General features: G+C 53.8%; 21 protein-coding genes. 16 read left to right on the top strand and 5 right to left on the bottom strand.

All coding sequences use genetic code 11. The features are described from left to right. The first annotated feature begins 46 nt into the window (after positions 1-46). The gene (locus tag MIH19_RS16690) at positions 47-553 is read left to right on the top strand and encodes an NlpC/P60 family protein (protein ID WP_249005944.1); all 507 of its coding nucleotides are present in this window, start codon (positions 47-49) and stop codon (positions 551-553) included. Between the two features lie 56 nt (positions 554-609). Continuing rightward, the gene (locus tag MIH19_RS16685) at positions 610-825 is read left to right on the top strand and encodes a VF530 family protein (protein WP_249005943.1); all 216 of its coding nucleotides are present in this window, start codon (positions 610-612) and stop codon (positions 823-825) included. A gap of 219 nt (positions 826-1,044) precedes the next feature. On the opposite strand, the gene MIH19_RS16680 is transcribed toward MIH19_RS16685, so the two are convergent. The 3 genes from MIH19_RS16680 to MIH19_RS16670 are packed head-to-tail and all read right to left on the bottom strand — an operon-like array spanning position 1,045 to position 3,812. Continuing rightward, positions 1,045-1,338, bottom strand: a complete 294-nt coding sequence (locus MIH19_RS16680) for a hypothetical protein (protein WP_249005942.1) — start codon at positions 1,336-1,338, stop codon at positions 1,045-1,047. A 15-nt stretch (positions 1,339-1,353) separates the two neighbouring features. Continuing rightward, complete coding sequence (locus MIH19_RS16675; protein WP_249005941.1) at positions 1,354-2,445, bottom strand: DMT family transporter; 1,092 nt, start codon at positions 2,443-2,445, stop codon at positions 1,354-1,356. Next, positions 2,442-3,812: an NAD(P)/FAD-dependent oxidoreductase gene (locus tag MIH19_RS16670; protein WP_249005940.1), complete on the bottom strand. Its 1,371-nt coding sequence runs from the start codon at positions 3,810-3,812 to the stop codon at positions 2,442-2,444. Before MIH19_RS16670 ends, MIH19_RS16675 begins: the two co-directional genes overlap by 4 nt. A gap of 493 nt (positions 3,813-4,305) precedes the next feature. Here MIH19_RS16670 and MIH19_RS16665 point away from each other — a divergent pair, with 493 nt between their 5' ends. Continuing rightward, positions 4,306-6,186 (top strand): methyl-accepting chemotaxis protein, encoded by a 1,881-nt coding sequence (locus MIH19_RS16665; protein WP_249005939.1) that lies wholly within the window; start codon positions 4,306-4,308, stop codon positions 6,184-6,186. Positions 6,187-6,302: 116 nt separating this feature from the next. On the opposite strand, the gene MIH19_RS16660 is transcribed toward MIH19_RS16665, so the two are convergent. Next, positions 6,303-7,079 (bottom strand): SDR family NAD(P)-dependent oxidoreductase, encoded by a 777-nt coding sequence (locus MIH19_RS16660; protein WP_249005938.1) that lies wholly within the window; start codon positions 7,077-7,079, stop codon positions 6,303-6,305. A gap of 299 nt (positions 7,080-7,378) precedes the next feature. Here MIH19_RS16660 and MIH19_RS16655 point away from each other — a divergent pair, with 299 nt between their 5' ends. Together MIH19_RS16655 and pntB are read left to right on the top strand one after the other, a co-directional pair. Continuing rightward, positions 7,379-8,956 (top strand): Re/Si-specific NAD(P)(+) transhydrogenase subunit alpha, encoded by a 1,578-nt coding sequence (locus MIH19_RS16655; protein ID WP_249005937.1) that lies wholly within the window; start codon positions 7,379-7,381, stop codon positions 8,954-8,956. A gap of 12 nt (positions 8,957-8,968) precedes the next feature. After that, positions 8,969-10,363, top strand: a complete 1,395-nt coding sequence (gene pntB, locus MIH19_RS16650; protein WP_249005936.1) for a Re/Si-specific NAD(P)(+) transhydrogenase subunit beta — start codon at positions 8,969-8,971, stop codon at positions 10,361-10,363. A 97-nt stretch (positions 10,364-10,460) separates the two neighbouring features. Here pntB and MIH19_RS16645 read toward each other — a convergent pair whose 3' ends face one another. Then, complete coding sequence (locus MIH19_RS16645) at positions 10,461-11,762, bottom strand: cation:proton antiporter (RefSeq protein WP_249005935.1); 1,302 nt, start codon at positions 11,760-11,762, stop codon at positions 10,461-10,463. Between the two features lie 253 nt (positions 11,763-12,015). On the opposite strand from MIH19_RS16645, the gene MIH19_RS16640 reads away from it, so the two are divergent. The 11 genes from MIH19_RS16640 to MIH19_RS16590 all read left to right on the top strand — a co-directional run bounded on the left by MIH19_RS16640 (position 12,016) and on the right by MIH19_RS16590 (position 25,697). Continuing rightward, positions 12,016-12,900, top strand: coding sequence for a ZIP family metal transporter (locus MIH19_RS16640; RefSeq protein ID WP_249005934.1), 885 nt, complete (start codon positions 12,016-12,018; stop codon positions 12,898-12,900). Between the two features lie 38 nt (positions 12,901-12,938). After that, a complete protein-coding gene (gene cls / locus MIH19_RS16635; RefSeq protein ID WP_249005933.1) occupies positions 12,939-14,369 on the top strand; it encodes a cardiolipin synthase in 1,431 nt (476 codons plus the stop codon). A gap of 85 nt (positions 14,370-14,454) precedes the next feature. Continuing rightward, positions 14,455-15,762: a short-chain fatty acid transporter gene (locus tag MIH19_RS16630; RefSeq protein ID WP_249005932.1), complete on the top strand. Its 1,308-nt coding sequence runs from the start codon at positions 14,455-14,457 to the stop codon at positions 15,760-15,762. Positions 15,763-15,924: 162 nt separating this feature from the next. Further along, positions 15,925-16,605 (top strand): AzlC family ABC transporter permease, encoded by a 681-nt coding sequence (locus tag MIH19_RS16625; RefSeq protein ID WP_249005931.1) that lies wholly within the window; start codon positions 15,925-15,927, stop codon positions 16,603-16,605. Beyond that, positions 16,602-16,913: an AzlD domain-containing protein gene (locus MIH19_RS16620; RefSeq protein ID WP_249005930.1), complete on the top strand. Its 312-nt coding sequence runs from the start codon at positions 16,602-16,604 to the stop codon at positions 16,911-16,913. The genes MIH19_RS16625 and MIH19_RS16620 overlap by 4 nt, the downstream gene beginning before the upstream one ends. 320 nt (positions 16,914-17,233) lie before the next feature. Continuing rightward, positions 17,234-18,430: a CaiB/BaiF CoA-transferase family protein gene (locus MIH19_RS16615; RefSeq protein WP_249005929.1), complete on the top strand. Its 1,197-nt coding sequence runs from the start codon at positions 17,234-17,236 to the stop codon at positions 18,428-18,430. Between the two features lie 14 nt (positions 18,431-18,444). Beyond that, positions 18,445-19,371 (top strand): hydroxymethylglutaryl-CoA lyase, encoded by a 927-nt coding sequence (locus MIH19_RS16610; RefSeq protein WP_249005928.1) that lies wholly within the window; start codon positions 18,445-18,447, stop codon positions 19,369-19,371. Then, complete coding sequence (locus MIH19_RS16605) at positions 19,361-20,350, top strand: YCF48-related protein (RefSeq protein ID WP_249005927.1); 990 nt, start codon at positions 19,361-19,363, stop codon at positions 20,348-20,350. The genes MIH19_RS16610 and MIH19_RS16605 overlap by 11 nt, the downstream gene beginning before the upstream one ends. Before the next feature lie 2 nt (positions 20,351-20,352). Beyond that, positions 20,353-22,713: an MMPL family transporter gene (locus MIH19_RS16600; protein ID WP_249005926.1), complete on the top strand. Its 2,361-nt coding sequence runs from the start codon at positions 20,353-20,355 to the stop codon at positions 22,711-22,713. Between the two features lie 43 nt (positions 22,714-22,756). Then, positions 22,757-24,415, top strand: a complete 1,659-nt coding sequence (locus tag MIH19_RS16595) for a DUF1302 family protein (RefSeq protein WP_249005925.1) — start codon at positions 22,757-22,759, stop codon at positions 24,413-24,415. A 19-nt stretch (positions 24,416-24,434) separates the two neighbouring features. Further along, positions 24,435-25,697: a DUF1329 domain-containing protein gene (locus MIH19_RS16590; RefSeq protein WP_249005924.1), complete on the top strand. Its 1,263-nt coding sequence runs from the start codon at positions 24,435-24,437 to the stop codon at positions 25,695-25,697. Positions 25,698-25,716 lie beyond the last annotated feature (19 nt).

The raw sequence follows: 25,716 nt of genomic DNA, 5'->3' as shown, positions 1-25,716 counted from the left end.
GGGCTTTTACAGTAGGCCCATGCTGAACGTTTCGAGGGCAATTCCAATGACATGGCGATCGCTGCTACCGCTGTTGACTATCGCGATACTGGTTGGCCTTGGCGGCTGCGCCAGCAATCAGGATCTTGGTACATCAGGCAACAATCGCTGGCAGCCGTCAGAGCGGCCCGCTACCGGTAGTGAAATGGCTGCAGCCCAGCAACTCTGGCAGGTCTTCGAGCGCTATGAAGGCACGCCTTATCGCTATGGAGGCGCGTCTGCCAGTGGTTTTGATTGCTCTGGGTTCATCACCACTGCATACCACGAAGCCATAGGGCGCCGTTTACCCCGCACCACTTATCAGATGCTGGCCGCCGGAGAAAGGGTTCCCCTGGATAACCTGCGCACCGGCGATCTGGTGTTTTTTAATATAAAGGGAAAGGACCAGCACGCCGGCATTTACATGGGCGATGACAGTTTTATTCACGCATCGACTTCGTCCGGCGTTATGCGCTCATCCCTTAATGGCTACTATTGGCGCGGCCGGATCAGTCAGGCTCGAAGATTTTATTAGTCTCCGGTCGGGATGCCGTCAGTTACCCCCTCAATGAATAACGGTGTATTTAAAGCATGAGTGAAGAACAACCGAATAGCCCATTGCACGGAGTGACGCTTGAGAAGATTGTTACCAGGCTGGAACAACATTACGGCTGGGAGGGGTTGGCTCAAAGAATCAACATAAATTGCTTTAAGAGCGATCCGTCGATCAAATCGTCGTTGAAGTTTTTACGCAGAACCCAGTGGGCCAGAGATAAGGTTGAAAACCTTTATATATTAACGTTTTAAGGAAGTCATACGGGGAAGGTGTGACCACAATGGGTGCTGGCGCGCCCGAAAGGGCGGCCAGCGTTTGCGTTTAAAGCTTGGTTACAAAGGTGCGTGCCTGGTACAGGGCCAGGCCACTGAGCACAATAATGACGGCAACGGCGAGCATGTCAGCCCCCGGATAACCCCAGAAATCAGACATAGTGTCTCCTTGGTGAAAATTGTAGGTGGCACCGGCTATCAGGCCAGTGCAGTGTCGCGCATCCGTTGACGACCGAAGTCGTTGAGCTTGAACTTGAACAACACGCGGCCTGCGCCAAAATAGGCTTGATGATCGAGCTCTTCCTCAACGCTTTCGATGATGCCGCTGGAAAACAGGTCAGTCAGTGTGACGCGGGTGTTGCCGCGCCAATAGGCACCGCTAAGACCGTATTCACTCATCACCACATCGGTGATTTGCCAGTCCCAGATGCCGACATGCTGTTGGTCATGGATCAACTGTAGAATGCGGCCTTTCATGTGTAATTTATTCATGGCTTGCTCCAATGATCATGAGTTGGCCGCACTCGCCGTGGCGGTGGACGTTTTGGTGTCGCTTGACACGGCACGGACTACCTCAAGCACGTCGTCGCTTTCCGTGAACATGACAAACCCGCCTATTACGAACAGAGCCAAACCTGCAAGGAAGTTCCAGTCCGGAAATTCGAGGGTGAACGCGGCGAGGAAGATGACGGCAAAAAGCCCGTACAACGCCGCAATCGCCTGCCCTCGCCCAACGCCGATCAGTGGGAAAGACTTGTACCAGGAGACATAGCAGAAGGCGAAACTCACGCCCGCCAGCATCAGCCAGCCTATGACCGCCCAGTTAAATGTGGCGATGACCAGTTCGACAACCGGTTGATCGGTGAAGAGGTAAATCGCGGGTAAAATCAGCAGAACCCAATACAGGACTTCGGCCGTGAACCTTACCGTAATGCCCACATCCGGATCGGCCACATCCAGCCCGCGGCCTGCGATTGCGCCCTCTACGCCCCAGCCAATCGCAGCCATTGCGCCGCCCAGGTAGCCAAGCCAGCCGGCGTCGCCGGTGCCTGTGATTTCAGCAATAATGCCGGGAGCATAGACTGTCACGCCGCCTGCCAGGATGATAAAAATACCCACCGCTGCGCGTTTGGTGATCTTCTCCTGATACCAGAGCCTGGCCAGAGTGGCGCCGATGATGGGGTACATCAGCGCTGAAATGGCCGCGAAGGCCCCGCCGATGTAGCCGATCGCCAAGTAGGAACCAAAGATGGCCATCGGGCCGCCAAATATGGCGCCGATGAAAAACCACTTGGATATATAACGCATCTGCTTGATGGTACGAACGTATTCCCCGAGCTTGCCCAATACCCCGTTCCAGACAAACAGAAAGAACAATACGGCAATGGCGTTGAAGGTGGTCAGCACCGCCGCCGCCAGCAGAAACTGGGCGTTGGTATCGAAGCTCAGGTTAATATACGGCGCTTCAAACCAGACCGCGGACCCTGGCACGTACCAGGCACCCCAGAGCACGGCGGCCCACATGGCCCACATAAAACCCCAGCGTATGCTGCTGGAGGTGAAACGAGACCGAGCCTGGCTCAGGCTTGGTTGATTCATACAGTCTCCTTTTCTGGCTGGGCTTGCTTCACCTTGAGGAAGGCTTCCAGAGAATCGTCCATCGCATCCATCCAGGGCGTATGGTGCACCGGTGCCAGGGTACCCGTCAGCGTGGAGCGGTAGCTCTTATTGCGGTATCCAAGAATGTCCGCCTCCTTGTCGTGTTCCCACTGCTTGAAAATATGGGCAACGGCGGTTACATCGAACGCCGGGTAGTCGGTAGGTTCAAGCAGATCCTGTATGTAGGCGGCCTGAAAATCGATCTCGTCGACGGGATTGGCGAGCTTCAGCTCGCGGGCGACCCATTCACGGCTATCAGCGGCCATGGCGTCGCTTGCCGGCAGTGTTATGCGGCCGAGCATCACATCACGGGCATACCAGGCCTGGGCGTCGAACATGTTAAAGGTGTAGTACTGGTCCTGCATGCCAAGGAATATAAGCTTCGGGTTGGCTAAGGAAACGATCCCCTTGTACAAACCTTCCGGGTACATCCGGTTGCGCGTGGTCAGCGTCAGTTCGTTGGGTAGGAAAGGGAAGTGATGCTGGTATCCGGTACACAGAATGATCGCGTCGACTTTTTTGCTGGTGCCATCCTTGAAATGGGCCGTTTTGCCGATCACTTCGGTGAGCAACGGCACTTCGGTGAAAGACTCCGGCCACTCGAAGCCCATGGGCTGTGAGCGATAGCTGAAGGTGACCGATTTGGCGCCGTACTTGTGGCACTGCGTGCCTATGTCTTCTGCGGAATAGCTGCTGCCGATCAGCAAAAGATCTTTACCTTTGAACTCGCAAGCGTCGCGGAAATCGTGGGCGTGCAGCACACGGCCGGGAAACTGCTCCAGACCTTCAAAATAGGGCACATTAGGGGTCGAAAAGTGCCCGGTAGCAACGATGACATGGTCGAACTCGTCGGTGCTCAGTTCGTCTTGCTTTAAGTCCCGCACCGTAACCGCGAACTTGCCGGTGGCTTCGTTGTGGTCAACCCAGTGCACCGCGGTGTTAAAGCGGATGTACTGTCGTACATTGCTCTTGGCCACACGGCCCATAATGTAGTCGCGCAGCACGGCGCGGGGCGGGTAAGACGGGATAGGACGACCGAAATGTTCTTCGAAACTGTAATCCGCGAACTCCAGACATTCCTTGGGACCGTTTGACCATAAATAGCGGTACATGCTGCTGTGCACGGGCTCGCCATAGGCGTCCAGGCCGGTGCGCCAGGTGTAGTTCCAAAGACCGCCCCAGTCGCTCTGTTTTTCGTAGCATACGATTTCGGGGATATCTGCACCGGCGTCGCGGGCGGCTTCAAAAGCACGTAATTGGGCCAAGCCGCTTGGGCCTGCACCTAGAATGGCAATTTTAAAACTCATAATAATTCCTGTTTAGAACGTTGTATCGAGCACAGGCAAGAGCGGCCAGGGCGACAACTGGAAGCGAAAAAGGGCTCAGCTTTGACCGGTAACGATCGATCCGCGAGGTTTCGCAATGAGACACACCAAATTCGGATTAACCGATGGCGGAATAGGATGTAGACAGCAACTGTCGGAGGCGACAGAGGGTCAGGAGTGGGCAGACCACTGATCTGAGTGCGAGATGTCGAGAAAACGCCGGAGGGAAGCGCTCGGATGGCTAAGGCATAAGAAAAATGCTTGGTAACTCGCACGTCAGGGGGGCACCTTAGCACATTTAGAGCCTCGGCGTTTTTGTTGGGTGGCCGTTTAAGCCTGAGAAGCTAAAGTTATCTTTCACGATGCCGATACGTTGCTGACAGAACAGGCATTTCCGTATTGACCCGAGCTGGATCTCTAGGTTAAATGTCCTGCCTGTATACGCCACAACCATAACAACATTGGAGATTCCACTGTGAAGTTCAACTTGTCCTGGCGCCAGAAGTTCCGGATGCTCATCGTCGTAACACTGACTGGCTTGACCATTATCGCCGGGGCCATTTTCTGGGGATTAGAGGCTGTTTCATCCTCTTATGAGTCTGTCTATCAGATATCACGCTATGAAACCAGCGCGAGTAATCTTGTTACTAAATTGAACGCGGTTGAAAAACAACTCAACACGCTCTCCGGGGACGACCAGAGCGAGCCGCTGGCGAAGCTGAATGAGCTGACATCAGACGCCAAAGCACTGCAACGCCAGGCAAGTCAGCTGAACGACCCAGGCACTATCCGCTTTGCGGAATCCATCTATACGGAAGCCGAGCGTTATGTAACGCTGCGTCGGGAATGGCTGCGGCAGATGAGCGTACTCGGCTTGTCTGACGCCACCGGGATTCGCCAGGAACTCGCTGTTGTTATGACAGAACTGCAGTCACTGTCATTCAGCCTGATTGATGAGGCTGTTAGTGAAGTCGAGAGCACATCGAGTAAGTACATTAATACTCGTGATCCCGCACTGTCGGAAGTTTCAAACCGAGCCATTGAGGTGCTGGAAAATATTATTGAAAAGCACGATTGGAAAAGCATCGTGATTGGGGAAGTTACGAGTCTGTACCGTACTGTATTTGATCGGACTGATGTGCTTCTGCAGCAAATTGCCATCACTTCAAACAGCGCGGAAAAAGCTGGCGACAACCTTCAACAGCAAGTTATAACGCAAAATGAGGCTCTGCAATCCGGTCTTATTGCGCGCACCCTGCTAAGCGCTGAAAACGCCAAAGTGTCGGCCAAAATGGTCAGCATTGGTTCTATTTTACTGTTTGCGCCTTTTTTGGTCCTGGTGCTATTTCTTACCTCGCGGGCTCTGGTTAGCCAGCTCAACCGGGTGGTTGAATTGTTGTCACGGGTGTCAGAGGGCGACTTAACCAAGAAACTGTCACTCGGCAATAACCCAAACGACGAATTCAACACTCTGGGCAAAGCAACGAATCAGATGATCGACAACATCGGCGTGCTGATGAAAGAGTCCATCGCAGGCACGCGGGATCTGATCGAGGTTCATCACGAGCTTGAAAAAACCATGGTTCGACTGACGCAAAACAACGAAATAGTTGAATCACAAACTATTTTGGCGGCCACGGCCAGTCAGCAAATATCCGTCACCCTGAACGACGTGGCCGAACGCACCTCTCAGGTCGGTGTTGCTACCCAAGCCGCCAACGAGTCTGCGCAATCCGGGGCCCGGGTGGTTGAAGACAGCGTGACCTCAGTGCGCCTGTTGTCAGGCGTGATTCAAGATACCCATGGCCATGTCAAACTGCTTACCCAGGCCAGCGCCAAAGTCACGGGCATTATTGGCGTTATCAACAGTCTGGCTGACCAAACCAATCTGCTGGCGTTAAACGCTGCGATTGAAGCGGCGCGGGCGGGTGATGCTGGGCGTGGTTTTTCAGTGGTGGCTGACGAGGTTCGTACCCTGGCGCAAAAAACCGTTGCTGCCACCACCAACATTGTCGGCATTATTGACGAGCTCAACATGCAAACCACTAGTATGGACACGCTGGCTAATAACGGGCTAAAAATCGCGAAAGAAGGCGAGCACCATGCGTCGCAGATTGCAGATGCTATGGGAGGAGTGGCTCAGTCGATTGTTACCTTGAACTCGGAAATGGATCAGGTTGTTGTCGCCGTTGAGGAAATTTCCGTTACTACAGACGACATTGCGCAAAAAATGGAAGAAATTCGCGGTCAAAGTGTCGAAACACACGCCATTGGTGCTGAACTTGGCAGGCAAAATCAACGTTTGGCCGAGCATGCCAACGTGATTGCCGAAAGTACGCGGCGCTTCAATGTCTAGCCAGTTGGGGTCCGGTGCAGAGGGGCCCAACTGGTTTCGTTTTTGATGTTTTGTGATTGGGTGAAAAGCCAGTTTTGCGAGTGTTCAGATAGAGTGATTCTGGAAGCGTTTTTCCGTTACAGCGAAAATCCGCCATCCACCGCAATGGCCTGACCGGTAACGTGGGCGGCGCTGGCTAAATACACCGCAAGTTGTCCCATGTCTTCTGGCGTTTGGGCTTCGCCCTGTGGGAGCAGTGTTTTTTGGTGACGCTCCCACGACTCTTCTTCCGATTCGCCGTCTTGGGCCCAGGCCGCTGACAAGCCATCTGGCCCGCGCCACATGCCAGTTCCGACAATGCCAGGGCATAATGCGTTAACAGTCACGCCTTCAGCTGCGACTTCCTTGGCAACAGCGTTGGTAAAACCAATGACTGCGAATTTCGAGGCGGAATAATGGGACAGATTCGGAAAGCCGACCTTACCCGCGATAGACGCGATATTAATGATGCGCCCGAATTTGCGCGGCCGCATAACCGCCAGTTCGGCCTGGGTACACAGAAATACGCCGCGGGCGTTAACATCCATCACACGGTCCCAAGCGTCCGCAGACAGTTCAGCGACAGGGTGTATGCTCAGAATGCCGGCGTTGTTTACGGCAATGTCGATAGGCCCCATCTGCTCCTCGGCCTGTTGCACCATTTTATTAATTGAATCCGGGTCCGTAACGTCCACTTCCAGCGCTAAGCTTCTGCGCCCCAATTGCTGGACTTTTTCTGCGGTTTGCCTGGCAATGTTAATGTCCAGATCTGCCGCCACAACATTGGCCCCAGCCTCCGCCAGTGACATAGCGATACCCTGTCCAATACCTCGTCCGGCACCCGTAATTAACGCTGTTTTTCCTTCCAGAATCATACCTTTTCCTCTATTTAGCCTGGGGCGTTTGTTTTTGCCCGTTGATGAACATGTGCGGCTATATATATGACGCGAAAAATCAACGCACAAAGCGGCAGCACTATTCCAACCTAGCTGGCAAAGACGCTGCGCGCCACCGCGTGGGGATAAATTGAGCGTGATTTGGCACAGATCTGTTTTCAGCGAATCGAGATTTCTGTTGTTCGCAATAAAACGTAAGACGGACAATGTCCCGAAGTTGCACTAGGATATAGGTAGTATTCATCCAGTTCATCGGTTTAGCTGAAGGATATCCCTATATGAAGATCGGTATTCCAAAGGAAATTTACACAGACGAGCGACGGGTTGCGGCAACGCCACCCTCGGTTCACAAACTGATTGGGCTGGGCTATCAGGTCACGATTGAATCTGGGGCAGGCGCGGCCGCCCATTATCACGATTCCGCTTATGAGGCCGTTGGTGCGACCATTGCAGCGGATGCTGGCTCGGTGTGGAGCGATGCTGATTTCATCTTGAAAGTTCGCGCACCCATGGAAAATCCGGCGCTGGGTAAGCACGAAGCTGATCTGATGAAGGAAGGTGGTTTTCTGGTCAGTTATATCTGGCCGGGGCAGAACTCTGAGCTTCTGGAAAAGCTTGCCGCCCGTAAGGTGACTACTTTCGCTATCGACAGCCTGCCGCGAATCAGCCGGGCCCAGAAGATGGATGCGCTAAGCGCCATGGCGAACATTGCCGGGTACCGCGCGGTGGTGGAGGCGGCCAGTCACTTTGGGCGTTTCTTTACCGGGCAGATGACGGCCGCAGGAAAAGTGCCGCCGGCCAAGGTGATGGTGATCGGTGCTGGTGTAGCGGGCCTTGCGGCTGTGGGCGCTGCCAACAGCTTGGGGGCGATTGTGCGGGCGTTCGACACCCGGCTGGAAGTGAAAGAACAGATTGAAAGTATGGGCGCCGAATTCCTGCAATTAGATTTTGGCGAGGAGGAGGGCAGCGGCACCGGCGGTTATGCCAAGCAGATGAGCGACGAGTTCATCAAGGCAGAGATGGCGCTGTTCGCGGAACAAGCTAAAGAAGTCGACATTATTATTACCACCGCTCTTATTCCCGGCAGGCCCGCACCCAAACTGATTACCGCGGACATGGTGAAATCCATGAAACCTGGCAGCGTGATTGTCGATCTGGCCTCCGAGCGTGGCGGCAACTGTGAACTGACTGAACCCGGCAAAATCGTCGAGAAGCATGACGTTACGCTGATTGGCTACACAGACCTGCCAAGCCGTATGGCTAAAGTCGCCAGTGACCTTTACGCCACCAACCTGTTTCACCTTTTAAGTGAGCTGACACCGGAGAAAAACGGCCAGCCGCAGGTGAATATGGAAGACGATGTTATCCGTGGCCTGACCGTGGTGCTGGATTCAGAAATAACCTGGCCACCGCCGCAACCGCACACGCCGGTCAGCCCCAAGGCTGCGCCTGGCACCGAAGAGCCTTCAGCAGAACAGAAGGCGGCAGCACGCAAAGAGTCGGAGCGTCGTAGCCTTATTAGTAAGGGCGTTGTGCTGATTATCACCATTGCGGCGCTTTACGGCATTGGCGCTTACGCACCGGATAGCTTTTTGAGGCACTTCACTGTGTTTGTATTGGCCTGCTTTATTGGCTGGCAAGTTGTCTGGAACGTAACGCCTTCTTTGCACACACCCTTGATGAGTGTGACCAACGCCATCAGCGGCATTATTGTAATTGGTGCGATATTGCATCTGGCCCAGGCGGAAAATGTTGCGGTCGGGATTATGGCGTTTGTGGCGGTGCTGATTGCCAGCATCAACGTAGGGGGCGGCTTCCGGGTTACCCATCGCATGCTTAAAATGTTCCGCCGCTAGGAGGCACCCGCTATGAGTTCAGGACTTGTGAGTGTGGCCTATGTGGTCGCCAGCGTACTGTTTATTCTCAGCCTTGGAGGTTTAAGCCACCAGGAATCATCGCGCCGCGGCAATCTTTACGGGGTTACCGGCATTCTTATCGCGCTGGTGGCTACAGTGGCCAGCGTCAGTGATAGCGGGCTTGTCGCTATTGTGATTGCGGTGCTAGTGGGTGCCAGTATTGGCATTGTTATCGCCGACAAGGTGGAAATGACCCAGATGCCACAATTGGTGGCGTTGCTGCACAGCTTTGTAGGCTTGGCTGCGGTGTTGGTGGGTTTCTCTGGCTACATCGAGCCGTTGATACAAACGACCGGGGCCGAGCACACCATTAAGCTGGTGGAGGTGTTTTTAGGTGTGTTTATTGGCGCCATTACGTTCACGGGTTCACTGATTGCGTGCGGCAAACTGGACGGCCGTATCGACAGCAAAGCTCTAACGCTGCCAGGCCGGCACTTGATGAATCTGGCGGCGCTGTTAGCGTCGGTGCTGTTGGGCGCCTGGTTCCTGGGTACCGACAGCATGGCGCCGGGCGTTATTGCACTGGTACTGATGACGCTGATTGCCGCCGCTTTGGGTGTGCATTTAATCATGGCCATTGGCGGCGCCGACATGCCGGTGGTGGTTTCGATGCTCAACAGCTATTCCGGCTGGGCCGCTGCGTCTATCGGTTTCATGCTGGGCAATGACCTGCTGATCGTAACCGGCGCGTTGGTCGGCAGCAGCGGCGCGATCCTCAGTTACATCATGTGCAAAGCGATGAATCGGTCGTTTGTCAGCGTAATTTTGGGTGGCTTCGGTCAAACCAGCACGAGCTCTGCCGCCGCTGGGCCTGATCAAACAGCTTTGGAAGCCAATATTGAGGAGGTATGCGAGGAGCTGCGCAACGCCGATTCGGTGATTATCGTACCGGGTTACGGTATGGCCGTAGCTCAGGCCCAGAACGGGGTCAGCGAGATGACCAAGCTGTTGAAAGCGCGCGGAACAACGGTGCGCTTTGGTATTCATCCGGTTGCCGGCCGCTTGCCCGGGCACATGAACGTACTGCTGGCAGAAGCGAATGTGTCTTACGATATTGTTCTGGAGATGGACGAAATTAACGCCGATTTTCCGCAGACCGACGTGGTGCTGGTTATTGGCGCCAACGACACGGTGAACCCGGCCGCAGCAGAAGATCCTGGTAGCCCCATTGCGGGGATGCCGGTGCTCGAGGTTTGGAAAGCACGGCAAGTGGTTATCCTTAAACGCGGAATGGCAACGGGTTATGCCGGGGTGGAAAATCCATTGTTCTTCAAGGACAACTCCCGCATGCTTTTTGGCGACGCGAAAGACAGCATCGACAAGCTGGTGAGTGCTTTGCGGGCCTGAGGAGTGTGAGCAAGCGGCTGCTTACCGGCAAAGTAAGCGAGCCGCTAGATGAACAGAAAGGGCCGAATATTTCGGCCCTTTTTTCACTATTGTGCAGTTAGGATGAACTTTTCCCAGCGTCTCGCGATCGCCAAAAGCGGGCAATGGCCGGTTTAGCACTTACGCCATGAACCATTATGGAAAGTGCGATCACAACCAGGGTCAGGTGCATCAACTCAAGTGCCACATTCTCTGGTAATCCGTGCTGGATCGCGTACATCAGATAGTATAGCGAGCCAATGCCGCGCACCCCGAACCAACTTGCCATATTGCGCAGGTCCATCGGCGCCTTGCTCCCTAGCAAGCCCAGATGAACGCTGACGGGGCGAGCAATAAAGAACAGAAAAGCGGCGAAACCAACGGCCCGCCAACTCCACGAGTCCCAGAAAAGCGACCCGCCAATCAACAACACCAGCACAATTTCCGCAAGCTTCTCCAAGTGTTCGTTAAAGACCAGGGAGCTTTGATGGATGTGAACGATGGCATGAGGTTCAACCGTTTCAGTAGCCTCTCCGAAGGTCACAGACGAGTAGCTTTGCATGAAGTCGGCATGCTTCACCTCGGTATGGCGCAACGCTACTGCGGCACTGAATACTGCCAGAAAGCCCCAGGCACCCACCAACAAACTGAGACCATAGGCAAAGGCAAGCAGGCCCAAACCCAGAAAGTTTTCCAGCAACTCCGAATGGGTAAACGTTTTACGGGTTGTATGGACAACCCAACCGACACCACAACCCGCCATAATACCAATACCGATACCCGCGCCACTGGCCCAGATTACATCCACGGCCAGCCAGCGCCAGCCGTTATCGCCAAGATCGTGCAGCCCCAGTAAGCCCAGGCCCAGCATCACGAAAGGAAAAGCGCTGCCGTCGTTCATACCCGCCTCGGAGGTTAAGGCAAAACGTAATCGGTCGGGGTCGTTGGCGTGACGCGTTTGCACTTCGGTTGCCAGCACTGGGTCCGTGGGCGCCACCACTGCCCCAAGTAACACGGCGGCACCAAGCGGTAAACTGAGCCAGTAATAACCAAAGAGCGTTACAAGACCAACCGTTATCGCCATGGACACAACCGCCAGCCGCAGAGGCGTACGCCATCGCGCAAAATTAACCGGTACCGGCATTTTTGCGCCGGCGCAGTACAGTGAAATAAGCACCGCTATTTCAGTCAGCAGCTCCATCAGCGCTGACTCTTCCAACGGATTGAAATGAAACAGGCGAAAGCCCATCGGCCCGACAACGGCACCGATAACCAGATAAACGATGGCTGACGTGACGGGAATCGTATTGATGTAGGACGCTGTGAAGCCCACCACCAGCAACAGCGAGCCAACCAATATAAACCAGGTGGCGGTGGTCATGTGTAACCCTGTGGTGGCGTGTTGAAGAGAGAGACGTGTGCTCAGTATTACCCGTTGCAAGATAAATATGGCGCCGAGCATACTGGTACGTCAAGTAATGTTAGAGGCTTGCCTACTGCCGCCTTTTCAGTGCGCCTTTCAGGGTTCTCAGATTTTGTGGAAATGATGGAACTCAAGCATTATGAACCCCTGCTGATTGTCGGTTAGGGCCTTAGGCGCCATGATGACGGTATTACTAACACAAGGTGAGTTTATGGCATTGCGATACTGGGTAGTTCTGACGATTTTGATTGGCAGTGTCGTCGCGTTGTTGCCCGGCATATACGTACGTTTGGCGGCGAATGACCCGCACATGACGGGCGCGCTGCTGGGTGGCATGGCCGCCGCTGCGGCAACTGCGCTGGGTACGATTCCCGCGGTTTTAGCGCGCCAGCTTTCGCAGCGCCTCATCGATACCCTAATGGGGTTTGGTGCCGGGGTTATGCTGGCAGCAACGTCGTTTTCATTGATTATACCGGCACTGAATACTGCCGCTGATCAGGGCGCAGGTTCGTGGCTGGCAGGGGGCATTGTTGGCGGCGGTATCATACTGGGCGCTTTGGGTTTGTTGATGATTGAGCGGGTTGTGCCCCACGAGCACTTTGTCAAAGGCGTCGAAGGTGGCGCCAGCGCTGAAGTTAATATCGAGCGGGCAACAAGGCTTAAACGTGTTTGGCTCTTTGTTGCAGCAATCGTGTTGCACAACTTTCCTGAAGGCATGGCGATTGGTGTTTCATTTGCCGGGCCTGACCTGGTCGGTGCCAAGGCCCTGGCGATTGGCATTGCGATACAGGATATTCCCGAAGGATTTGTGGTGGCTTTGGCCTTGATGAGCGTTGGCTACAGCAAAGGATTGGCCCTTGGTGTAGGTGTTCTTTCCGGTTTGGTGGAACCCGTTGCGGCTATGTTGGGCGTAGCGTTGATCGGCTTTTCTGTTCACTTATTACCCTGGGGCTTAGCCATGGCCGCAGGCGCCATGCTGTTTGTGATCAGTCATGAAATTATTCCCGAATCCCATCGCGCCGGTCATGAAAGCTGGGCAACGGGTGGGCTTATCATAGGGTTTGTGCTGATGATGCTTCTTGACACGGCGCTTTGAGCGCCAAGCTTCTGATCAGCAATTCATTAGGATCATAGATGACCGTTGTTCTTACTCTACACGCTCTTCTGGTTCTGGCGTTTACAGCCCGAATTCTGCTGCGCGATGACTTATTACCCCCTGGGCGCCTAGCGTGGTTTATTGTTTTGAACGTGGTGCCTTACTTTGGCAGTGCCGTTTATTTTCTGTTTGGCGAGATTGATATTGGCAATCGCGCCAAGAAGCGCCATGGTGAAATTTTCGATGAAATAAGCGCAAAAGCGGCACACTTCATGGGAAGCGCGGCAGACGTGAACAGGCTGATTGACCCCATTTACCGTCCGGCATTTCGTTACGCGGGTTCCATCAACGGGTTTTATACCCTGGACGGCAATGCCGCCGAACTGATGGCGGATGGCGATGCTACACGGGCGCGCCTGGTCGCGGATATCGATGCGGCCACCCGTCATGTGCATGTGCTGTATTACATCTGGCTGGATGACAATACCGGCAGTGATGTGGCCTCCGCCTTGATTCGGGCTGCGCAGCGAGGGGTGACCTGTCGTGCGATGGCCGACGGGCTGGGTTCCCGCGCATTGATAAAATCCAGGGTTTGGCAGCGAATGAATGCGGCCGGTGTTCAGTTGGCCGTGGCGTTGCCGTTCAGAAACATTGTACGCACCATTCTGACCAGTCGCCTTGACCTGCGTAACCACCGAAAGATCACGGTGATTGATGGGTGTATCACCTATTGTGGTAGCCGGAATTCTGCAGATCCTGAGTTTCGACCAAAAGCGAAGTACGGCCCCTGGGTGGATATCATGCTGCGATTTGAAGGCCCGGTGGTAGCGCAGAATCAACTGTTGTTCGCCAGCGACTGGATGCAGGCCACCGGTGAATCCCTAAACGGAATTGAGCTTAAGGCTGAGCCTATTAAGGAAGGATTTCCGGCGCAGGTGATGGGGGTGGGGCCCACGGAGCGTCGCGGAGCAACGCCACAGTTGTTTGCCAACCTGATTGCCATTGCCGAAACCGAACTGACCATTTCCACGCCCTATTTTGTTCCCGACGCAACGCTTCTGGATGCGCTTTGTGCTGCAGCCCACCGAGGTGTTGCGGTTACGCTGATTTACCCCAAGGTGAACGACAGCTGGATCGTCTCTGCCGCCAGTCGAAGCTATTATCATCGGCTACTCGATGCGGGTTGTTGCATCCATGAATTCAAGGGTGGGCTGCTGCACGCGAAGACTCTGACCATCGACGGATGTGTCAGCCTGATTGGCTCCTCTAATCTTGATTTACGCAGCTTTGACCTGAACTACGAAAACAACATACTGCTGCGCGACGAGGCCGTCACCATGGCCATTCGCGAGCGACAGAAAATTTATATTGGCCGCTCCGAACAGGTGGTACTGGCTACAGTGCTTGCCTGGCCCTACTACCGGCGAATCTGGAATAATGTGATCGCAACCATCGGTCCGGTGCTGTAGATAAGAATAGGTAGCGCACTTAGTACTTGAACCCCAGCTTATGACCGCTTAAGCTCCTGTAAATAAAAAAATAAGGAGAATATCAATGCTTGATAGAGCCGCCCGGCCAATGGTAAGTCTGGTTGATAAGTACCTGCCAGACCCGTACATCTTTGTAATCATCCTAACCTTGGTCTCTTTCGGTGCCGCTATGGCGTTTGAAGGCCATGGCCCAATGGCCGTTATCGAAATGTGGGGTGACGGTTTCTGGAGCCTGCTCACCTTCTCGATGCAGATGCTGCTTGTTCTGGTGACAGGGTTCATGTTGGCGAGCACGCCGCTTGTTCGGGGAATACTGAACCGCGTTGCCGCGCTTGCCAGTACGCCGGGCCAAGCCATTGTTCTGGTCACTTTCGTAGCGCTTATTGCGAGCTGGATTAACTGGGGGTTCGGCCTGGTTGTAGGCGCTCTTTTTGCCAAGGCACTCGCCCGGCACGTCAGGGTTCATTATCCGCTATTGATCGCAAGCGCCTACTCCGGCTTTATTGTGTGGCACGGAGGCCTTGCCGGCTCAATTCCGCTGGTTATCGCCACCGAAGGACACTTTAGCCAGGATATTATTGGCGTTATTGATTCTAGCGAAACCATCTTTGCATTCTTCAATCTTGCCATCATCGGGGCGCTGTTTATTGTTGTTCCGCTGGTTAACCGCCTGATGCTGCCGAAAGAAGAAGACAGCGTGTACGTAGACCCAGCGGTGCTGAATGACGAGCCAGATACCAGCGTTTCTATAAAACGCCCGGCCGATCATCTTGAAAACAGCAGGGTACTGGCCTGGCTGATTGGCTTCAGCGGCCTGGCGTTTATTTTTCAGTACTTTATGGACGGCGGTGGTTTGAACCTGAACATCGTCAACTTCATGTTCCTGTTCCTGGCGGTTATTCTGCACCAGACGCCTAAACGCTTACTGGATAGCCTGCACGAAGCGGTCAAAGGCGGTTCGGGTATTGTGATTCAGTTTCCGTTCTACGCCGGTATTATGGGCGTAATGACGGCTTCGGGCCTTGCCGCCAGTATTTCATCCGGCTTTGTGTCCATCGCTACAGCCGAAAGCCTGCCGTTCTGGAGCTTCATCAGCGCCGGGTTGGTGAACATATTTGTTCCCTCCGGCGGCGGGCAGTGGGCTGTGCAGGCGCCTGTTATGTTGCCTGCAGCTCAGGAACTTGGCGCAAGCATTCCGCGAGTGGCCATGGCCGTTGCCTGGGGCGATGCATGGACTAACCTCTTGCAGCCTTTCTGGGCATTACCGGTTTTGGCCATTGCAGGGCTTAAAGCCAAGGACATTATGGGATACTGCCTGATGCTGCTGATTATCACCGGCGTGATTATCAGCGTGGGCCTTACCTGGCTATAAAGACCTGTGGTGACAACCCGGGGGATGTTGGCCCCGGGTTTCCTTTTTTGGTTTATAGAAAAACGACGTATACATGTGCCCCTAAAACTTACCTAGCTTGCGCCTATGAAAAGCACGTTATATTCCTATCGGTTTCAACCCGCCAAGGTTCGCTCCGAGCTCATGCGGATGCTCCCCATCTCCCTTTTTGTGGTGGCGTTTGGTGCTGCGTTTGGTTTGGCGGCGGTGCAGAAAGGGTTGACCCCTTTAGACACCATTCTGATGAGCACCCTGATGTTCGCCGGGGCATCGCAGTTTGCCGCGATCGACATGTGGGGAGCGGAAGTGTCTGTTATCCCGGTTATGGTCGTGGTGTTTGCCATCAACTCCCGGCATTTGCTGATGGGCGCGTCGCTTTATCCCATGTTAAAAGACGTTTCACCCGCCAAACGCTATAGCCTGCTTCTGGTTCTTACTGACGCCAACTGGGCCGTAGCCGCTCAGGATTACCAAAGAGGTAATCGCAACCTGGAGGTCATTCTGGGCGGTGGTCTGGTGCTTTGGCTGGCTTGGATTGTGGGCACCTGGTTAGGCGTCTACTTTGGCGGGCTGTTGCAGAACCCGAAGAACCTGGGGTTAGACATGGTTTTGGGCTGCTTTCTGCTGGCCATGGCTTTAGGCGGGAAGAAGAGCCCGCGTATTCTTGTTGCCTGGGCGTTGGCGGCGCTGGCGTCGTTAGCCGCGTGGAAATGGCTGCCCGCCAACACCCATGTCGTCGCAGGCGCCGTTGCTGGCGGTGTGGTCGGGTTCTTCTGGCTCGAGAAAAAACCGGGCAGCAATAATGCCGGGGAGGCGCCTTCGTGACCATTGAAACCACCACAAGCGGCGTTATGGTGCTGATACTGATCATGGCCCTGGTGACCCTGGCCACCCGTTTTGGCGGCGTGTTTATTATGTCCTTCGTGCGGATAAGCCCTCGTATAGAGAGTTTTATCAACACCATGGCCAGCTCTGTGCTTATCGCCATCATCGTGCCTATGGCATTCGAGGGCGATGCAGGAGCGTTTGCAGCCTTGTCGGTGACGGCCGTTACTATGCTCATCCTTCAAAAACCGTTGCCAGCGATTGCGGCTGGTGTCTTCGCCGCAGCTGTTGTGCGGTATCTGTTTTGACGAATCGCCATGTTTAGCGCTTAGTCTGATAAAAAGCTATCGGAACTGCGCGCCGCTTCCCCGTTTCACACTCTGCTTTATTCAGGAATAGCATTGATAAATTTCATAATGAAATTCATTTATTTCATTATGAAATTATTTCTTACATTTCGGGTTATGCTTACTCGGTTTCTACATACAATAAAGCACATATTTTTCAGTTGGTTACGCGTATTTTAGTCGTTTTTGTAGGAGTTGGCACCGCCTTTGCTCTGAATGATTTAAAAGCCCCGTTGCAAAGGGCAACAATAATTCATTCGACAACAGTGTGCTGACTGAACATGACCAAACCTCTGGAAGGCGTTCGGATCCTCGATCTAACGCATATGCTGTCTGGCCCCTACGCGGGAATGCTCCTTGCTGATTTGGGGGCCGACACCATAAAGGTAGAGCCTCTTAAGGGTGAGGGCACTCGCGCCCTTCTCGCCAAAGACCCCCAAAACTCTCACAACGGTCAGGGCGCCTACTTTATAACGCTCAACCGAAACAAGAAAAGCGTTTGTATTGATCTGAAAACCGAGAGCGGTCTTAACACCTTCTACGATCTTGTTCGCGACGCAGACATCGTTCTGGATAACTTTTCCGCCGGTGTCCCGACCAAACTTAAAATCGGTCACACACATCTCTCAGAAATAAATCCCCGCATTATTACCTGCTCTATTACCGGATTCGGTCAGGATGGCCCCAACTTCAGCCGGCCGGCATTTGACCTGGTGGTTCAGGGTATTGGCGGTGGCATGTCCATTACGGGTCATGATAAGGAACACCCCGCGCGTTCGGGTGTTCCCATTGGTGACCTTGGTGGTGGCATGTTCGCAGCTATGGGTATTCTTGCGGCGCTGCAGTCACGGAATGCCAAAGGTTATGGCCAGCACGTGGATATATCCATGCTGGATTGCCAGGTCAGCATGCTGAATTACATGGCTACCATGCATTTTCTCAGCGGTAATAATCCCACGCCCATTGGTAACGGCCATTTTGTTCATGTGCCCTATGACTCGTTCAGAACCCGTAATGGTTTTGTGATCATCGCGGTTATTTTTGACAGTTTCTGGGACAGCCTGGTCGAGTTGCTCGGCATTGATGAGCTTCGTGACCCGAAATATAAAACTCAGCCGGGTCGTTTTGCCGACAAGCACAAAATCAACGGAATTCTTTCCGAACTGCTGCAAACCAACACCACAGAGCATTGGGTTGAGCAACTCTCCAGTGCTCGCATTCCCTGCGGGCCGGTTAACAAATTCTCTGATGCCCTGACAGACCCTCAAGTACTGTTCCGCAAAATGGTTGTAGACATACCCCAGTCAGATGGCGGTGTGGTTAAAGCGCCAGGCAACCCCATCAAGCTCAGCGTTGACTCCTCGGATTCCTTCACCGCGCCACCCTTGTTGGGGCAGCACACGGAGGAAGTACTCAGATCACTCGGTTACAGCGATCAGCGCATAAACGAGTTAAAGGCCAGTAAGGCCGTCGGGTAACGGGAGGACGCAGCATGAAAATTCGTATTAATGAAGTAGGCCCCCGCGACGGGCTGCAAAGCCAGGGTAAAACGTTATCGGTTGAGAGCAGGTTGTCGCTGATCCAGGCACTGGTGAATGCGGGACTGAAAAACGTCGAAGCAGGCAGTTTTGTGTCACCGAAAGCAGTGCCGCAAATGGCGGGTACGGATGATCTGTTTGCGCGGCTTCCAGAGCGAAACGCGGTGCGTTACGCCGGTCTTGTGCCGAATATGAAAGGCTATGACCTTGCGGTTGCGGCCGGCGCAAATGTGGTGAATGTTGTTCTTTCTGTGACTGAAACCATGAATCAGAAAAACATTCGCATGTCTCTGCCGCAGACCGTTGAAGTTTGCACGGCAATTATTGAGCGCGGCCGGGGTGAGGGAGTCGAGGTTCAGGCTTATCTGGCGGTGGCATTCGAGTGTCCGTTTGAAGGGTTGGTTGAACCAGCGGTTGTTGCGCGGTTTGCCAAACTTGTGGAACAGGCCGGGGCAAGCAAGATCATTATTGCCGACACCATTGGTGCTGCAAATCCTGAACATGTTCGTCGTCTGCTCAGTGCAGTCATCAGCGAAGTGGGTTCGGACATTTTGTCCTGTCATTTCCACGATACTCGGGGCATGGCGTTAGCCAATATAACGGCGGCTTTGGACCACGGCGTACGGGAATTCGACACCTCTATTGGTGGTCTTGGCGGGTGTCCTTTCTCGCCGGGCGCCACCGGCAATGTGGCCACCGAAGATGTGGTGTTGTTACTCAACAGTATGGGCCATGAAACGGGAATTAATCCCCTCGATCTCATCCCGGTTGTAAGTCTGGCCGAACAGCTAACCGGCACGCCTCTGGGCGGGAAAAGTTTCCGCTGGCTCAGTCAGCAGTTGTCAAAGGCTTCTGCCGCGGGGATGTCTCATGGTGGGTAAAGTCTTGGGTTTTGCAGCGCAAATAGCGCCCTGGGCGATCGTCGGTGGGTTGGCTTACGCAGCGGCGTTCATCAAGCCCGGTGTCGAAGCTTTGCCGTTGCCGCAACCGCTTAACGAGCCTCGCGATCTTTTTTATGACGTCAGTGAATCTGCACCCGGCAAGTTTTGGTTCGCGGGTAATAGCGGCCTGATTCTCGAAGGTGGACAAACGATAGACCAATGGCAACGCCACATCATGTCAGAACCGGTGAATCTCCAGGGTATTGCTTCTTCTACCGATGGAACGGTGCTGGCGGTTGGCAATTCCGGTTGGACGTTTCGTCATAACGGCGGTGGAGAATGGACACCGCACCACCTGCCTGTTTCCGACATTGCAGGAAAGTTGATCGAAGTGACCTGGCAGGACGGCTACTTCTGGGTGATCGGCGAGATGGGTGCCATTTTCCGTACCGACGCCGCAGCTACTGAGTGGGAAGACCTCAGTATTAAGGGCGATGTGGCACTTAATGATATTGCCAGAACAGAAAATGGTGAGCTATGGATCACCGCTGAATTTGGCACGCTTTATCACTCTGTTGACCAAGGCGATAGTTGGGAAAGCCAGGAGCTCGGTTACGAAAGCCTGCGCTCCCTGGCATTTTCTGGAACCCAAGGCGTCATCGTGGGCAACGGTGGGGTGATTTTTCGCACAGACGATTCCGGCTTGAACTGGGTGGAGGTATCGTCACCCACAACAGAGCATCTTTACGATGTGATCAACGACGATGGGCGCTGGCTGGCTACCGGTAACGGCGGCGCTCTTCTGAGCTCACAAGAGGGTGAACGCTGGAATCTGCTCTCTCCCGACGGTTTCGCAGATGGCTATCACACGCGCCTATTAGCGACAGAAAACGGTGTTCTTATTGCCGGGCAGTCAATCGGCTTACTGTCTGGAGAGCGTTGGATGAGCTTACCTGATTCGCTGGCAGGAGGGCGCTGATCATGATTACTCAGGTTGCGCGTTCGCTATCAGAATTTTCTATCCGCCATCGGGGCTGGGTGGCGATTGTTATCTTCGTCAGTACCGCGTTGATGGCTTTGAACCTCCTCAAAATCGATGTGCGCACTGTGTTCAGCGACATGATTCCGAGCGACCACGAATACGTGGACGTGCATGAGGCCTACAAAGAAACCTTCGGCGGTAGTAACAAGGTTTCTATTCTGGTTCAGGCCCGGGAAGGGGACATTATGACCCTCCCCATATTGCAGGAAGTCCAGCGGATAACCCGCGAACTGGCGAAAGTGAGTGGCGTAAACTCGTTCCAGATCGTCTCCCTTGCCTCTCGAAAACTGAAGTCTGTCAGCGCTTCCTCCGAGGGGATTGAAAGCGTTCCATTGATGTGGCCGGATGTGCCAGAGACTGAGGCGGGAATTGAGGAGCTGAGGGAAGCCATTGTCAACAACCCGCTGGTTTACGGGATTTACGTTGAAAAAGACCTTTCATCAACCCTCATCCAGATGGACTTCTACGACCATTTGGTGGATTACAGCCGTATTTTCCCGCAGGTTCAAGCCATTCTGGATGCCTCTCCGGTAGCCGATCAAGTCACACATCATGTGGTGGGTGAACCGATCCTTTACGGCTGGGTGGACCATTTCCTCGACGAAACCGTCACCATCGCACTGGTCTCCCTTGGAGCCATGCTGTTTGCGCTCTTCCTGCTCAACCGAACCTGGCGCGGAACACTGCTTCCACTGCTCAGTGGCGTTGTGTCGGCAATCTGGGCGCTGAGTATCGGCGTGCTGCTCGGGTTCAACTTTGACCCACTGGTTATTGTTGTGGCGTTCATCATCACCGCGCGCTGTTTCAGTCATGCAGTGCAGCTGATCACTCGATTTGATGATATTTGCGAGGGTGAGGGCATCTCTCCCCGCAAGTCTGCCGAACAGACCATGAAAGAGCTGTTCCGTCCCGGACTACTGGGGTTGGTTTCCGATGCGGGTGCAATCCTTTGTGTGCTGCTCACGCCCATTCCGCTGATTCAGAAAGTGGCTATTATCGGTGCAATCTGGGTTGTCACCATCGGTTTCTCGGCGGTGATCCTTACGCCCGTCATGCTGAGTTGGGTAAAGACCCCTCTGCGTAATGCACACCCGCTCAATCTGCGCTTTTTGCAGACAGCGGTTCTCTCGCTTGCGGTTCGGGTTGTGGAAACCCAGGCGCGCTTTTTCGTGATCCCGGTGACCCTGCTGGTGGTCGGCCTACTTGTATTCAAGGCAACGGATCTGACGATTGGTGATGCCACCACCGGCTCACCGGTGCTCTGGGAGGAGTCTGCGTTTAATCGTGATAGCGCACGGATCAACGCCAGTTATCCGGGCACAGAACAGATGTTCATTGTGCTCGAGTCGGACGATATCGATGCTTTGAAACGCCCGGACGTGCTCTCCTGGATGCAGGGGTTTCAGCGGCGGATGGAGCGTTTGTCGCAAGTGGGTGGCAGTGTTTCTTTGGCCGACATTGTGCTGGGTGTGCGCAGAAACCTTTACGAAGGCAACCCCCGCTACAGTGAGTTAGGCGCAACACAACTCGAGAATGGCGAACTGATCAGTTTTTACATGCAGGGCGCTGCGCCTGATGACCTGGCACAGTTCGCCGATCCGTTGTTCCGCAACGGCTCTGTCATTCTGTTTTTCCGTGACCGCCAGGGTGAAACCCTGCGCCAGGCGACCTATCAGATTCGGAGATACATTGACGAGCACCCTTTGGAAGGCGTGAACGTTCGCCTGGCGGGTGGCTCTCTTGGCATTATTGCTGCGGTCAATGAAATCCTTCTGTCTGACCAGATTGAGGCGATTGCGCTTGCTCTGCTGGTTGTCATTCTCTCTTGTCTGTTGGTTTACCGCTCTTCAGCCAGCGGGGTGTTCTTCATCATCCCGGTACTTATCTCCAACGTGGTGACCTTTGCCTTTATGGCGTGGCAGGGCATCGGTATGAGCATCAGCACCCTGCCGGTGGTCGCGCTTGGTATTGGTCTGGGCGTCGATTATGCGTTTTATATTGTTGATTCTGTAAAAGAATATCTTGAGAGATATCCTGAATCGGAGCCCATGGAGGCTATCCGGCAATCCCTGTTTTCTGCTGGCCGCGGCGTGCTCCTCACATCTGTGACCCTCGCGGCTGGCGTTTTGTTCTGGTCTCTTTCTTCGCTGCGGTTCCAGGCGGAGATGGGGACATTGATTGGGCTCTGGTTGCTCGTGGCAGCGTTTACATCGCTGTTCGTTATGCCATCCCTGATCCGGGTGCTGAAACCGAAGTTTATCTTCGGTGACCGCATCAAAAATGCTGAATCCGGTCTATAGACCGAGCGGCTGGCGCAATCCACTCAGTGAAATGGGTACCAACATGAAAAGTGATAACAAAAATAGATATTTTGGCGGCTGGCCTTTGAAGCGAGGGCTGTTGGCTGCTGGCGTTATGGCCGCGACAGTTTGCACGCCCCAGGCGGTATTTGCCGATGAGGGCGACTGGCTGACCCGGGATTGGGAAGTAAACGGCTATCTTCGCCAGTATCTGTCCTGGAATCTTGAGAATCCAACGTTGATAGGCCCTGATGGGCAGCAACGGGATGATTACAGATACGATTTGTCGATGGCTCGTTCAGTCGCGAAACTCGATCTTTACCGCGATTTTGGTAATTGGCGGACGAAAATAACCGGGCGAATTAGCCGGGAATCGCCAACAGATTATGGCCAGGACCTACAGGATGTGATGGACGAGTGGGCGGTTACCGGCGGCGCCTCCGGCTCTGCGGTAAATCTACGAGACGATGTCTACGATACGGAAGAGCTGCGCGAGTTCTGGGTGCAGGGCAACCTGACCGATTCAACCAATATAAAGGTTGGGCGGCAGCAGGTTGTCTGGGGCGAGACCGATTTCTTCCAGCTATTGGATGTGGTTCATGGTTATGATTTCCGCTGGCGCTCATTCCTTGAACCTGAAAACGAGGAACTGCGCAAACCGTTGAACATGATCAACCTGACCCAGCAGATCTATGATCTGGATGGGACCCTTCAGGTGCTCTATATCCCGGGCAAACTGAATGACGGTAAAGATCGGGGCAATAATTACGATGTTGAAGGCGGCCGTTGGGCGAACAATCCGAACAAGGGTATAACGTTTGCCTCGGCACCTTTCGGCGCCAACGTGCGCTACAACTACGATCATCCCGATGCCGATATGGACGATGACTCTTTTGGTTTGCGCTGGAGTGGTCTGGCGGGTGACTGGGGTTATTCTCTGGGCTATTTTCATGGGCCTAACCCCAATCCGGTGGCGAACGCTAACCCGGCGACAAACCCCGGCCAGCCACAACTTCAGACGGGCGCTTATGAAGGCGTCTATGAAGGCGGTGCCACGGAAGCGGGCGAGTTTATATTCCCCTACATCGATGTTTTCGGCATAACCGCCAACAACTACTTTGCCGGCCCCGACTTGGTTTTCAGTGCCGAATTGGCCTATATCCCCAACGCACCCTACAACGTGGGTATCCAGAGCATCGCAGAAGGCGCGGGTTGCGGATTCTTCCCGGGTTTCTGTGGCATAGAGGAAAAGAGCCTTTTCCGCTCAATGCTTCGCGTAGACAAGCAGCTTGATCTCCAGAGCATGCTGGGTACCAGCCGCCCGTCTTTCTTCACTGTTCAGCTATTCAATAACTGGATAACGGATTTTGAAAAAGACGAGCAGATTGTGAACCTTGCCGGCTTTGGCGGTGAAACCAAAGAGTTCAGTAGTATTCTCACAGCCGTTCTTGCAGCCAACTATGCCAACGATCAGATCAATCCATCTTTGGCACTGGGTTCAGACCTTACCTATGGCGGCGGTTTCATCATTCCTGCGGTTGAGTTTGCTTACGGAAACCATGTTCGGGTGCGCCTGGAAGCGGATATCTTCTTCCATGAAAAAGATCAGGATCGCCCGCTTCAGGGCTTCAACGATACCAACCTGTTCGGATATTTCTCTGGCAACGATCAACTCGTCGCCCGTTTGACTTATCAGTTCTGAGGATTTAAGGAGAATAATAATGAAAACAAGCACTTCTGTTAAAAACCTCGCCCTTGCTGTGGGTTTGATAACGAGCTCGGGTTTTCTGTCGGCGGCGGACTTGTCTGCCGGTGATGTCATCAATGCGAGCAATCTTGATCAGCGTCTTTCTGATACCTTTTTGGGCGACGGAATAGGCACATTGCTAACGGATGTTCAGCAAAAACTGATCCGCGACGAAGGCCTGGTGATAACACTGAAAGATCCCGAGCCTATTCGGTTGGGCGACGATTACCTGGCGGCCACCCAGAAGTATTCCGGTGGTGTCAGCTTCAACACCGATACCCGGATGATGGAGGGTTGGAAGGCAGGCATACCGTTCCCGAATATTACTGAAGACACACCGAATGCCGCTGAAAAGCTGATTTGGAATCATAATGTTGCTCAGCCGATCAAGAACTATCAAGACTACTCGCAGTTCACGTATTTGTTTATAGATGACGAACGCGGCCTGGAACGAACCCAGGAGTGGGTTTTGCTTCGCTACTACATGAAAGGTCGCCTGGGCGAAGAGAGTACTGTTGAGGGCAATGACGACGTTCTCTGGAAGCAATTGCTGTACGCCACTTATCCGGCGGATATTCGCGGGCTGGGTCTTTATACGGTTCGTTATGACAGTCCAAAGCTTGACGATAGCTGGGCGTACATTAAATCGGTACGTCGTACCCGTCGCTTATCCGGTGGAACCTGGATGGACCCGATCGGCGGAACCGATCAGCTTAACGACGATATCGAAATTTTCAATGCTCACCCAACCTGGTACCCGGAATACAAACTTCTGGGTAAGCGCAAGATTCTGGTGGTCGCGAATAGCACGGTCAATCCGTGGGATTTTGATGCCAGTGGCAACGCCAAATTTCCTATTGTTGATCTGGACAACGCACCCTACTGGAACCCGAAGGAACAGTGGGAGCCCCGTGAAGTATGGGTAGTCGAAGCCATTGCACCGCCAGAGCATCCGTACAGCAAAAAAGTGATGTATATGGATACCGAGTTTCCGCGGTTCTATATGGCAGATGTCTATGATCGCAAGGGCGAGTTCTGGAAATGGATGAACTACAGCCTTCGCACCATAGATACAGAGGATGGCGATCGCGGCATCGTTTCAATGGCGGGCTTTACCATCGATTACCAACGCCGCCACGCCACTATCTTTCTGAACCCTATACCAAAATTCAACACGCCGGGTGTTGATGGCAACTCCATCAGTTTGCGCCAGCTTGAACAGGCAGCGGTTCGTTGAACCGGCACAAACCCTATTA

This window comes from Marinobacter sp. M1C (assembly GCF_023314135.1).
Lineage (GTDB): Bacteria > Pseudomonadota > Gammaproteobacteria > Pseudomonadales > Oleiphilaceae > Marinobacter.
This window is presented reverse-complemented; position numbering and strand designations above follow the sequence as displayed.